The 12,139-nt window shown below is 57.7% G+C and carries 9 protein-coding genes; 8 read left to right on the forward strand and 1 reads right to left on the reverse strand.

The window, feature by feature from the left end; genetic code table 11:
- The 8 genes from IRZ24_RS10120 to IRZ24_RS10155 form a co-directional block, all read left to right on the forward strand.
- The coding region (locus IRZ24_RS10120) for a DUF87 domain-containing protein (protein ID WP_297163422.1) at positions 1-1,948 on the forward strand (1,948 nt) is incomplete at its 5' end.
- A 224-nt stretch (positions 1,949-2,172) separates the two neighbouring features.
- Entirely contained in the window at positions 2,173-3,126 is a 954-nt protein-coding gene (locus tag IRZ24_RS10125) for a class I SAM-dependent methyltransferase (protein WP_297163426.1), read from the forward strand.
- 813 nt (positions 3,127-3,939) lie between these two features.
- The gene (locus IRZ24_RS10130) at positions 3,940-4,158 is read left to right on the forward strand and encodes a hypothetical protein (RefSeq protein WP_297163428.1); all 219 of its coding nucleotides are present in this window, start codon (positions 3,940-3,942) and stop codon (positions 4,156-4,158) included.
- A gap of 572 nt (positions 4,159-4,730) precedes the next feature.
- The gene (locus tag IRZ24_RS10135) at positions 4,731-5,402 is read left to right on the forward strand and encodes a nitroreductase family protein (RefSeq protein WP_297163431.1); all 672 of its coding nucleotides are present in this window, start codon (positions 4,731-4,733) and stop codon (positions 5,400-5,402) included.
- A gap of 1 nt (position 5,403) precedes the next feature.
- Positions 5,404-6,351 (forward strand): ABC transporter ATP-binding protein, encoded by a 948-nt coding sequence (locus IRZ24_RS10140; RefSeq protein WP_297163434.1) that lies wholly within the window; start codon positions 5,404-5,406, stop codon positions 6,349-6,351.
- 78 nt (positions 6,352-6,429) lie between these two features.
- Positions 6,430-7,188, forward strand: coding sequence for an ABC transporter permease (locus IRZ24_RS10145; protein WP_297163437.1), 759 nt, complete (start codon positions 6,430-6,432; stop codon positions 7,186-7,188).
- A 565-nt stretch (positions 7,189-7,753) separates the two neighbouring features.
- Positions 7,754-8,278 carry a hypothetical protein gene (locus tag IRZ24_RS10150; RefSeq protein WP_297163440.1) on the forward strand — a complete coding sequence of 175 codons (525 nt, stop codon included), beginning with the start codon at positions 7,754-7,756 and terminating at the stop codon, positions 8,276-8,278.
- A gap of 382 nt (positions 8,279-8,660) precedes the next feature.
- Positions 8,661-9,731, forward strand: a complete 1,071-nt coding sequence (locus IRZ24_RS10155) for a universal stress protein (protein ID WP_297163443.1) — start codon at positions 8,661-8,663, stop codon at positions 9,729-9,731.
- A 649-nt stretch (positions 9,732-10,380) separates the two neighbouring features.
- Here IRZ24_RS10155 and IRZ24_RS10160 read toward each other — a convergent pair.
- Positions 10,381-11,001 (reverse strand): Clp protease N-terminal domain-containing protein, encoded by a 621-nt coding sequence (locus IRZ24_RS10160; protein WP_297163446.1) that lies wholly within the window; start codon positions 10,999-11,001, stop codon positions 10,381-10,383.
- Positions 11,002-12,139: the final 1,138 nt, after the last annotated feature.

Consider the following 12,139-nt stretch of genomic DNA (forward strand, 5'->3'; position numbering starts at 1 on the left):
GACACAGGGAGATAGGACGATGCCTCCTTCTACTTCTACAAAGAGTCTCCACGAGCTTTTAAGCCAGGCCGAGCGTATCGGGGTCATTGGCTCCCCATCCTCCACGAGTCAGCTCTCGCTTGAGATTTTGGGCAGCGCGGCAGCCAAAAAATTGGTCGGTGAGCTGGCCTTCTTTCGCTATCGGCAGGAGAATCGCGACCATTACGCCTTTGGCCAGATTACCGAGGTCAAGATGCGCAATATCTGGCATGAAGATCCAACGATGCGCAGCCTGATCCGCCAGCGCGGAAAGGTCGATCCGATCAGCGAGCGCCAGGATACCCATCAGGGGGAGATGATCATTAGCGCTGTCTTCTCCGATTGCGGCGAGCGCTATCAGGAAGCGATCATGGGCACGGTACCCCCGACCGGAACCCCCATCTATATCGCCGATGATGAGATTTTGAGAGCGCTGCTGGCGCGTTATCAGCCGCTCCTGTTTTACCTGGGGACGGTCTACGGTTCAACGCCGCGGCTGCCGCTGTGGTTTAAACACTTCGGGGGCGGCGAGGATGGGGCAGGAGAAGCCTATCACCTTGGCATCTTCGGCAAGACAGGCTCTGGCAAATCTGTGCTGGCCAAGATGATCATGCTGGCCTATGCTCGCCATTCTTCAATGGGCCTGATGATCTTTGATCCCCAGGGTGAGTTCTCTAAGGATATGCAATTGACGCAGGCCCCTACGCAGATGGGCCAGGTGCTCTGTCCCGCTGTGCTCCAGCCGCTGCGGCGCTTTCCTCGTGTCTATACGCTCCAGTCCATCCAGCTCGACGGCTGGGAGACCTTCTTTGAACTCCTTACGGAAGCCAGGTTCTTCGCCGAGCTTGGTATCAGCTACTCCAATTATCAGGAGGCCGCCAGGGAGCAATTGGAGACCTTCTTCAGGCAGCGCGGGCCAGATGGCAAGCAGAAATATACGCTTGCTCGGCTCAATGCTGAGGCGCTCAAAGCAGCGCTCAACTATCTGTCTACACAGATCGGCAACATCTACGCTCAAGAAAAGAATGTTAAGCGAGTACAGGAAAATATTCAGAAAAAGCTGGAAGAGATCAACACTGCAAAGGCCGACGACCTTCTCAGCCAGCCAGGTCCTCTGCGGATTTGGAACCGCATCACCGCGCTCTTCCAGGCGACAGACCGAGGTCGACGCACGCCCAGGCAGATCATTCGGGAAGGCCTTCGAGGCGGTTCCACCGACAAACGCCCGTTGGTCGTCATCGACCTCTCTTCCCAACGCCCCGAGGGCATCAGTCAGAGCGATTGGGATAACAAGATCAAACCCCTCATTCTGAATCGCTTCATCAGTGAGCTGATAAGAAGCGCAGAAGAATACTATAAGGGAAACCAGAGTTTAAATGCGCTTATCCTCTTCGATGAGGCTCATCGCTTTATCCCTCACAACAAGCCTTCAGAAGAGCGACTAGAGCGCTTGAAACGTCGTATCGTCGATGCCGTGCGCACCACGCGCAAGTACGGACTGGGCTGGATGTTTCTCAGCCAGACCTTGTCGAGCCTTGACAGCGAGGTAGTGCAACAGCTACGCGTTCTCTTCCTGGGCTTCGGCCTGAGCATGGGCACCGAGTACCAGCGGCTACGCGAGATCGTCGGCGACAGAGAAAGCTTGCATCTGTATCAGCAGTTTCACGACCCACAATCTGCCTTCGATCCGGCCCTGAGAGAATATGCTTTTATGACGCTTGGTCCAGTCTCTCCTCTCTCGTTCGCAGGAACGCCGCTCTTCCTGCGGGCCTTTACGAACCTGGCAGACTTCCTGCAGGCTAACAATCTCCAGGTGGCTTCCTCTGTCGAGAGCACATCGCCTCGAGAAGGTCTCCGGGCTACTGTTGCAGGCCCAGAAGAGGCAGAGGAGGGAGCGGCTGACGAAGTCGAAGAGGAGGAGGAAGATTAGCAAAGCAGATGGTCGGGCGCATCACGCCAGTCCCTGCAGGATGAGTCGCCGCCAACATCAGCCGCCGTCGCTGGGGCGGAAGAGCTACCTCCAGAGGCATGAGAAAGAGAGCAAACATCGAGCGCGTAATCGACTATACTAGAAACAGGCAGTAACAGCAACTGTAGCGTGACCCACCTCCCGAGAGAACAGAACGACCAGCAAGCATCGAGAAAGGAGTCTGCATGAACGACCCGGATGCAGCCGAAGTCCCAGCCAACCAGAGGACGTCATCCCAGGTCACTCCGTCCTCGGCGCCTTCCGAGCACACCTACATTCTTGACTCCGAGCAAGCTGCTGAGCTGGCTCGTCTGATGCAGCAAGATCGTCTGCTTACCGAGGCGATGGGTGGCCTCTTACCCGAGGAGGGGATCAGCCTCCCCGAGACAGGCCGCGTCCTCGACCTGGCTTGTGGCCCCGGCGGCTGGGCCTTAGAGCTGGCCTTTCGCTTCCCACGGGCGGAGATCATCGGCATCGATATCAGCCCGTCAGTGGTCGAGTATGCCAACGCGCAAGCCTGGTCGCGTGGCCTCTCCAACGTTCATTTCCAGGTCGGCAACGTCATGGAACCTCTCCCTTTTCCCGATCGCTCCTTTGACCTGATCAACGGGCGGGCTTTATGCAGCTTCATGGCCCCGGCAGCCTGGCCACGGCTGCTGGCCGAGTGCTTCCGCCTGCTCAAGCCTGGTGGCATCCTGCGTTGCACTGAAGCGGAGCAGCCTCTCACGACCAGCCCGACCTTCGAACACTTCTGCTCTCTCGGTACGCAAGCGCTCAAGCGCGCTGGTCAGAGCTTCTCGCCCGATGGGCGTCATGTTGGCATCACCCCGGTGCTGCCGCGCCTGATCCGGCAGGCTGGTTTTGAGCAGGTGCGGCTTCGCGCCAGCGTCATCGAATGGTCAATGGGGACAGAAGGGCATTACCCTGTCTTCAAGGATTTCCTGGTCGCTATGGATCTCGTCAAGCCCTTCCTGCTCAAGATGGGTATAGCCGACAAAGAGACACTGGAAGCCCTGTATCAACAGGCCATCGCCGAGATGCAAGCCGAGGACTTCTGCGCGCTTTGGACCCTGCTGACCGTCTGGGGACAGAAGCCGACCTCGGACATTCTCCGAGAGACCTCCCTCGCCGCCGGCTAGTGGCTGGCCGCCCCGTGCTGCACTCTCGTCAGGCCGGTGCTGCCCAGCCAGAAAGAACCCAAGCCTGGCTTGTGATCCTCTGCTAGTTAGCCCGCAAGAACAGGCGAGCGGAAGGTAGGCCGTCCATCCAAAGCCAGAGCGGCGGCGGAGTGGATTCAAGACGAGACTGTGGCACTCTCTTCACAAGTGGACCTTTGCCAGTTGGGGATGAGAGCGGCAACCCTTGCAAGCGCTTTTCGCACCTGCGAAGCAGAGACAAATGAGGGAACAGCGCCACCCGAGGCCGTCTCTCACGGTGCTGCTGCTCCCTCGTTTTTGCCTATCTGCCGATCTCTTTTCTTTGCCGTTTATCGGTGCAATGCGGTCGATGCCGCCAGTTGTGCGCCTTTGGCCAAGTAGCCTGGAGTCTGGCCGCCCGTTGATACGCTGCGGGTTGAGGTAGACACAGACTGGCGCTGGCTCAGTGGTTCCTTTTTTTCGTTCTGAAAGATCAGAGCATGGATATGGGGCTTGTGGGAGATTGCTTCGCTGGAGAGGGAAAGGCAGGTTTCAGGTCGTAGCCTTTTTAGTTGCATCTATCGCGACAGAGAGGCAGCCAATGCTAGCGCTTCAAGGAAAGGGAATAATGTAAAATTCTCCTCATTGGCAGGTTCTTCACGAGAAGCAGCTTCCTTCACTGATGGACCGCTATGGTATCATAGACGAGAGGCAATAAGAATAGGTCGCAGGATACTGCGCGAGACAACAAGAGAGTACGGAGACCAGGAGTTCGCTCAGATGCTGCTGGTCCCGACGTTCTGAAGGAGAGCGAGCATGCAAACACTTAGCACGACCTTACCACCCCAATTGGTGCTCGCTGGTTCCACGCTCTATGCGAGCCAGGGAGGTGTCTATGGACTCGATACGGCGACAGGGCAGGTGCGTCGTCAGTATGCGGTTTCTAATGGGAAGCCTGCCAAAGGATCGCGGAGCTGGGTATCCCTAATAGTTGGTCTGGCCGGGAAGAGAAATCGGAGTATGGATCACACCTAGAACAGAGGAGAATCAGCATTGGCGGACTGTCAGGCCCGTGGAGGAGACAGGCTAGCTTGCGCTGGCTCGGCGTAGATAATCTCAGCCACTGGACTATTAGTCTGGCCATGGTAGGGAAGGAGCCCAGGAACCAGTAAGAGTTCGTCTCTGGCCAGTATGGGTGAGTGCATCGCTAGAGCAAGCAGTGCACCTGAAGTGACCAGCAGATCAGAGGAACTGGCTCAGGGCCTGAAGATAGACTGACTTCTGACAGCCTCCCCGACTGGTGCAGTTGATACGGCGCGCCCCACCTGATCATCCCGCGATGGCACTGCACGGTCATTGTCTTCAGCCTTGGAGCCACGCCTCGCGGTCCGTGCGCTCCCTTGCAGCGCTGCCAGAAAGCGGCTGCCTTCCCATCCAGGGCGGGAGCCGAACTGGCAGGTTTCCAGCCCCTGAGCAACCTGCCGCTCTCAGCAGCCCTGCACCGCGCCTCGCTCATTAGGAGCCGTCGCTCCCTCCCACCCACTGCTTCCCTTCGTCAGGAAGCAGAGGCAAACCTGAGCGACCAGGAAGCGAGAGCGACCATTGCGATGAGCGACGATCTCAAGTTGGAGTTAGCTAGAGGCACGCCTCTGCGCCATTCAACGCGCTACTCCTTTCAGCCCGGGATCATCAGCGAGCTGCAGTGCGCTCAACTGCTCTATGCTGCGGGAAGTGGCTTCCACAGCGATATCGCTCCCTCTGAACCCTATCTACCTCGCCTGTCGTTCTATTGCATTGTCGCTGGTGTCCAGGGGATCGAACCCGGCATCTACTCTTATATGCCTGGCTCTCCCTATTTACAGCTTGTCAGATCAGGTGATAGTCGCATACAATTACAGCAGATAGTCTCTTATACAGGATATCATAACGCCTATCATATCAATATACACATATTTCCAGTAGGAGAGTATCGCAAAGGAGCGCACCACTACGGCCCCCGCTGGTACCGCATCCAGAATATGCTGGCAGGCAGCGCCATCCAGCGCCTCTACCTGGCAGCGGCGCTACTTGGGCTGGGCTGCCATACGAGCCTTGCCTACCCCATCGAAGCGGTTAACACTCTCCTGGGCCTCGCTGGAGGCGCAACAGCGCTGGCCCAGGTACTGATCGGCCCCGAGCGTCTTGCTGGTCAATATTATGAGCTACGACTACCAGCTCTCCTGGCAGAAGCCCGGTCAGAAGGGTCACAGGGAGAGCCAGCAATAGAAGGAGGTCAGTAGTGTGAGCAGGAACAGTACAACGATCATTTCCATAGAGAATGTGCACAAGTCCTACGGCACTCTCAAAGCCCTCGATGGAATCACGTTGGACATCTATCGCGGCGAATGCTTCGGTCTGCTCGGCCCTAATGGGGCAGGGAAAACTACTCTGCTCTCGTGCATTGAGGGACTGATCCGTTTTCAAGACGGGCACATCACTGTCAATGGCTATGACGTTACTCGTCATACGCGTAAAGTGAAGAGCTTATTAGGAGTACAATTACAGGAAGAAATGCTTTTCATCGATTTGACGGCTACTGAGGCCATACAGTTTTATGGTGCGCTCTACAATACTTTCCCATCGCGAGCCGAGGCCTTGGAGCTGCTGGAGCGCTTTGATCTGGCCGACAAGCAGAACGCCCGGGTGAGCACGCTCTCAGGGGGACAGCAGAAGCGCCTGAAGCTGGCGCTTGCGATCGTCCATAGGCCTGAGATCGTCTTGCTGGATGAACCGACCACCGGGCTTGATCCCCAGGCGCGTCATCAGATCTGGGATATTGTTCGCCGCCTGCGCAGCGAAGGCAAGACGATCATTTTGACGACACACTACATTGAGGAGGCCGAGATCCTCTGTGACCGCGTAGGGATCATCGATCATGGCAAGATTCTGGCGCTGGGGACACCGCGCGAGCTGATCGAGCGTATGGGCAATCTCTCAACAGTGCGTGCCAGCCTCTATCTGCCAGCCGAGAAGCTGCAGCAATTGGAGGCTGCGGAATGTGTTCAGGCTGTGAGCAGTGACGATGGCTTAATCAGTGTGCAGACCGCTGATCCGCAGCGAGTTCTGGCTCTGCTGGAGAAGATTGGCCAGGAGATAGGCCGCCGTCCGCAAAACGTCTCGATCCGTCAGCCTAACCTGGAAGACGTCTTTCTCTCGTTGACAGGGCGCAGCATCGGGCCTGTGGATTAGCACCGACAGGCTCCTGGTCCGGCTCGCCTTTGCACTCGCGCCGCCCTATCTGGTCAGCATGAGAAGGGGGAAACAATTATGCGCCGCTTTTTAACTTTTCTAATGTTTATGTTGATTATGACTTTTCGCAACCCTATCTTGCTTTTCTTCAATCTGCTCGTACCACTAGGCCTGCTGCTGCTCTTCGGCTTCATTTTTGGTCAGCACGTTATCCCTCTGCCGGGCGGCAGCGGCGTCTCTTATTCGATCTGGCTATTGCCTGGGATCATCGTGATGAATATTATCGCTTCCGGTCTCATGGGTAACTCTTCAGCGATGATCACCTGGCGTGAGCGTGGCATCTTCAGGCGTATCCTGGTGACTCCAACGGCACCCTGGGAGGTGATGTTAGCTCGCGCCTGTACTCAGGTGCTGATGATCGTTATCCAGAGCATTTTGTCCATTTTTGTCGGCAGCCTGGTTTTCAATTTCAAGTTTAACTGGCTCTACGCCCCGCTGACGCTGCTCTTTATTGTCCTTGGCTCACTGGTCTTTCTCCTCCTGGGGCAGGTCATTGCCTCTTTCATAGATCGTGTCGAGCTGGGCAATATTATTAGTCAGGCTCTCTACCTGCTCATGACCTTTCTGACAGGCATCATGCTTCCCCTGCAAATTCTGCCCGATATCGTCTCTAAAGTCGCTCCCTTTACGCCCTCCTATATGGTCGCTGAACTGCTGCGCAGTGCCATGCTGCAGGGAAGCGTCGGCAGCGCCCCCCTCGCCGATATTGGCGGCTGCCTACTATACTCCGCTGTTGCTCTGGGCCTTTCGGCGGCTTTTTTCCGCATGTTGCGCTGAGAGGCACCGCTATAACTGCTTAGCGCAAGGAGGCTGCATGATTTATATCATCAAGCACAAATTATTCCTCAAATTGAGTTTTTAACAGCAAGCCAGCGCGTTCTGCACGGAGGAGACTTTCGCCTTTGTTCGACGGTCTGGAGATAGCAAGCCTCGCGGTGCAGGTGACCACCCCGCGTCATCTGCGAGGGTGCTAGCACGGTCTTGCTTCGCCTGCGTGCAGGCAAGGTTAGCGGTGACGGACCTTTAGCAGGGAAGGTCGTTGGCGACGAGGGTTGCGCTTCCTTGAGCTGAGATAGCAAGCAGACAAGCAAGTATACAAGTATACAGGCAGGTGGATATCGCGCTGCAAGGTCTGCTCACTGGCTCGGTGGGCTGTTGTGTTGCTACCCAGGTGCGAAGCGGACTTTGCAGCGAGCTTTTCTCCGCCTCAGCTTATTGCAGCATCATCGCCGGTGCGGCGTAGTCAGCGAGCAAATAGAGGCCAGCTTGCCAGCTTCAGGCGTGATGCGTGCCGCGGCTCTTTTCCGTAATCAGCCTCTGTTACTCTGGAGGAGCCTATCCCATGAGCCACAAGAACCTGCTTCCGTTTTCCTCGCTCTGGCGCCGTCAGAGCTGGTTCAGATTTAACCGAGTGAGCCTTGGTGAGGGGCTACTCGTCCTGGGAGTCCTCGCACTGCTGCTCTCCGTCTTTCTTCCCTGGCGCTATACCACGCTCAGTCGCCCAGGGGAACCTGTGTTAGTGCTTAGCGGCTGGCAAACCGGCCTGTTGGGAGGCCAGGGTCTCTGCCTGCTGGCGATCGTTGTGCTCGTTCCGCTGTTGGCTCTCAGGCGCTGGCTAGCACCTGGTCAGCATATTGGCTGGAAGATCGCGGCTGTTGTGCTGCTCGGCGGGATCACTTTGGTGACCGCTAAAGATGCGCTCGATTTCTACAGCGGGTCGCCGCTGTCAGCAGAGATCAAGCTCAGCGTGCTGGGAGCTGGCTTTTATGTAGCCATGTTGGGCCTTTATCTCCTGTTCCTGGCCTGCTTTCTGCTGGTGAGACAGCGTCAGCGTCAAGAGAGCACCAGCCAGGAGCCGGAGCGCTAGGGTCGGCACAGCCTCGCTCAGGCGATGTCCCATTTTCGCGCTTGAGTATAGGATGCGCGGCCAGCCTGCTTCAGCGGGGCCAGGACGCCAGTTCTCGGCTCTTCTCTTGCTCTCAATCAAGAGAGCCGTTTGTGAGGGAAGCACGCGCTTCTGTAATCTCTTCGTGAGATGGATCGGGTATGCTCAGCAACCAGGAGGAGCCAGGCAGGATAGCCAAGGTCACAGTGTCAGGCTCACGGCCAAAGGCCGGCAGTCTCCCGCCAGCGCCTCTGGCGCGCTCTGGAGTAAGCTCCGAGCGGCGCTGTTGGAATGGAGGAGCAACAGCCCAGAGCGGTTCACTGGCGCCGCTGGCTTCATAAGAGCGGAAAGGAGCAACAGACCCATGTTTCGCCGCATGCTTGTTCCCCTGGACGGCACCCCCGCCGCTGAGCGAGCCTTACTGATCGCCGCCCATTTAGCACGTGTGGCCCAGGGCTCAGTGACAGTGCTGCGCGTGATTGAGTGGCCTCCCCCGGGGGTACTCGCCGATAGCAGCACGCTGTTTGACCCTTCCAGCAGCCTGGCAGAATACGAGCTTGCCAGGGCCAGGCGCTACCTCGACGAGACCGTCCAGAACTATGCACAGGCCCTTGAGCATCTGCCCGTCGAGCAGGAGGTGGCCTTTGGCCCTCCAGCCGCCACGGTGTTTTCGGCAGCTCGTCTGGAACAAACGGATCTTATCATCCTGTGCACCCACACCGCCAGTCGACTCAAACGCTGGTTTGTCGGCAGCATGGCCCAGCAGGCCGTCAGACGTAGCCCGGCCCCTCTGCTGGTTTTCCATGAGCAGGGACCGCTGCTACCGTTCCCACGGCCAGGGCGCCCGCTGCGGTTGCTGCTGCCTTTGGACGGCTCGCTGACCGCCGAGGCCGCTCTCAAGCCAGCCTTGCAGCTCCTGTCGCTGCTTGCCCCCCCCGAACTGAGCCTGGTGCAGTTGTTGAGTGTCATCGATGTTCCTGACTATAGGACGCTGGGGGGAGCGCGTCTCTCGGACCCTGGCTTGCACGAGCAGCTCCAGGAGGAAGCCAGGAGCTACCTGGAGGGGGTGATGCAGCGTATGCGCCAGGAGCAACTGGTCGACCCCGCTGTGACAATCACATCCGCAGTGATCGCTGGGAGCGATGTCCCTGGTGTCATTCTCAAGCATGCTGCGGCTGAGGATGCACAGGACCCGGCCCAGCACTTCGATCTGATTGCGTTGGCCACCCACGGGCGCCGTGGTCTGGCCCGGCTCTTGTCAGGCAGCGTCACTGAGCGACTGCTGACCAGCAGTGTGCTTCCTCTATTCATTGTTCGCCCGGGAACGCTGCCTGAAGGCGCTGGGACAGAAGAAGAGTCAGCCAGCCAGACAGAGGAGCGTCAGACGCCAGCGGCTGATGAGTCAGGGGCCCTCGGTTGGACAGGTCTCCTTTGATTGGTCCTCACAGCTTGGAGCATCTCGCCATGACGACGAGAGGCGTGCCTTGAAAGATGGCACGCCTCTCGTTGACGATCGGGTCCCATTCTGCTCATCATAGCCTGTCAGCCGTGTCTCGTGGAGCGTTCGCTACCCTTGCCTGGACGCCGGTCGATCGATAAGGAATTGACATCAAGCTAGACCGACGAGACGGTTCTGGTGCTTGACGCAGCTCACCTGATGATGACGCCCGAAATCCATGCTACCATTGGCTTTCTGGTGGAGCACGCGCCGCCTCACCTTTCATCTTGTGCTGGGAACGCGCTCTGAGCCTCCCTTACCCCTGACACGCTTGCAGGCGCATGGTCAGCCAGGTGAGCTGCGCCAGGAGGTTTTGTGTTTTACCTCTTGCGAGGTTGAGTGTTTCTTACAGGGAATGCTGCTTCAGCTTAGACCGGAGCAGCGTCAAAAGCTGGAGGAGCAGGCCGGCGGCAGGATTGTGAGTCTGCCGCTGCTAGCACCGGCCCTACGTAAGCAGCCCTTGCTGCCAGCTCGGCTCAATGAGCAGCCAGACAGTCATTCCTTTAGAGGATGTGAGGAAAATGCTGTTGAGAGGCCTTCCGGCGGAGGAGAGAAACCGGCGCGCATCGCCGTTCAGAGCATGGCCTCACTCTCCTTTACCAATGGCACGCAACGTCTGCCTGCGCGCCTCAGCGAGATCGATCCCCAGCATGGCCAGCATCCCTGCGCCAAGATTGTCCTCGTCCTGAAGCAACCCAAGCAGCAAATGTTCAGTGCCGATGTGCTCGTCTTTCAGTCTTTGAGCCTCTTCCTTTGCCAACGCGAAGGTTCGTTTGGCTCGCGCTGTCCACGGTAGCTCACCTTCAACCGGTGAATCACCGGGCGTGGCGACCCGGCCCAGACCGCGCATCGGGTCTGGCTTGAATACCCAGGCGACAAGCCGGTCCAGATCGTCGACCCCAGCCCCGAGCTGCTTGAGTACGCGGGCGGCGACCCCCTCTCCTTCACGCACCAATCCCAGCAGCAGGTGCTCGGGCCCCACGGCCCGAGCGCTGAGACCCCGGGCTTCTTCCTTCGCCAGATGCAGCACCATGCGTGCGTGCTTGGTAAAGCTTTCAAACTGCTGCTCATCCCAGAGCGTCACCTCCCGCGGCGACATGTTGGTTAGCCTTTCGACGATCCTCTGGAACTCTTTGATAATAGCATCTTGCACGACTGGGTCCAATTGCTCTACTCGCTCAATTATTCTCCTAAGCTCTTCGTTCATGGCATGCTCCTGTTTCGTGGCAAGAAGCCGCTCCTCTTGGTGGCGCCAGGGCCTAGGCCTCTCGCACTACCGGTAGTCGTTGTCGCCCTTGAGAGGCAACCAAAGAATTGCCCTGTCCTTCTCCTCTCCCCTGTGAAAGAAACACAGCCCCACAGCGCCCACGCAAGGTCATACTCCAAGCAGGAGGGCAAGGTCTGGGTTGGCTCGCCTTAGGCGTCGGGTCCTGGCAAGCGACCATAGACTGCTAGACATCGGCACGGTGGAATCTTAAGGAACTTCGACTTGGGATACAGGACCAAGCGACCCGCATATGGTTCCATCGATCAGGATCACCCAACTGCTACTTGAGTCGACTATCGCGGTATACAATCCTGTAAGATTCACACGTGCGTAGATGTTCCCAGAGGACCAGGCAGTTGAGAAGATGCCTCCACCGAATGTCCAAGCCCGGTTGTATCCCCCGGGGCCATAGACGTTCACTGACCACCCAAAGAAAACCGCAGGGAGAGGCAGGCTATCAAAACCAGTGGCGTAGTAATACTCAAGATGGCCTGCGGCATCCAGATAGATCCAGGATGCTCCACAGTCTCCGGTGAGGCGATTGACAGGCTTGACAGAACCATCCTTCACGGAAGCCGCCACCCCATTGATCATGACAATGTGGTAACCATGTTGCCTTGCGACAGCCTGATCGAAGCCTCGCACGATCATCGGAACCCGAGACTGGCTGGCTGGCCGAGAGCTGGCTCTGTTTGGAGTGGTGGCCGCTGATGCCGGTGCTGCGAAGAGAAGCAGGCTGGCGAGGAGGCTGACGATGATGGCTGTTGCCGAGGCAATCCGCTTGAGCTGGAGACACTGCAAAAAGCTTACCATCCTTGATCCTCCCTTTGACGGGGCCGGTTCCATCGACGTTCATTGATTGAGATCTACCATTGCAAGAGGCAACCCGCTCGGTGCTCGCAGCCTCTCCCAGCGACATAGACCAGCAATCCGGCAGGGGAGCGTCTGGCCAATCCCTCCGGCCAGGATGCTCGTCCCTGATGCGCCAGGTACGCTGTCAGCGATCCAGCACCGCTCTCTAACCACAGATCCCGGCTAGCCTCTTGTTTTCATTGTAGAATGACCCATTGACTAGAGT

It is taken from the genome of Thermogemmatispora sp. (assembly GCF_019683755.1).
Taxonomy (GTDB): Bacteria; Chloroflexota; Ktedonobacteria; order Ktedonobacterales; family Ktedonobacteraceae; genus Thermogemmatispora.

Excerpts from the sequence above, each read along its gene's own strand:
- IRZ24_RS10125 (WP_297163426.1), top strand. The coding sequence starts at position 2,173 with ATGAACGACCCGGATGCAGCCGAAGTCCCAGCCAACCAGAGGACGTCA.
- IRZ24_RS10130 (WP_297163428.1), top strand. The coding sequence starts at position 3,940 with ATGCAAACACTTAGCACGACCTTACCACCCCAATTGGTGCTCGCTGGT.
- IRZ24_RS10135 (WP_297163431.1), top strand. The coding sequence starts at position 4,731 with ATGAGCGACGATCTCAAGTTGGAGTTAGCTAGAGGCACGCCTCTGCGC.
- IRZ24_RS10145 (WP_297163437.1), top strand. The coding sequence starts at position 6,430 with ATGCGCCGCTTTTTAACTTTTCTAATGTTTATGTTGATTATGACTTTT.
- IRZ24_RS10150 (WP_297163440.1), top strand. The coding sequence starts at position 7,754 with ATGAGCCACAAGAACCTGCTTCCGTTTTCCTCGCTCTGGCGCCGTCAG.
- IRZ24_RS10155 (WP_297163443.1), top strand. The coding sequence starts at position 8,661 with ATGTTTCGCCGCATGCTTGTTCCCCTGGACGGCACCCCCGCCGCTGAG.
- IRZ24_RS10160 (WP_297163446.1), bottom strand. The coding sequence starts at position 11,001 with ATGAACGAAGAGCTTAGGAGAATAATTGAGCGAGTAGAGCAATTGGAC.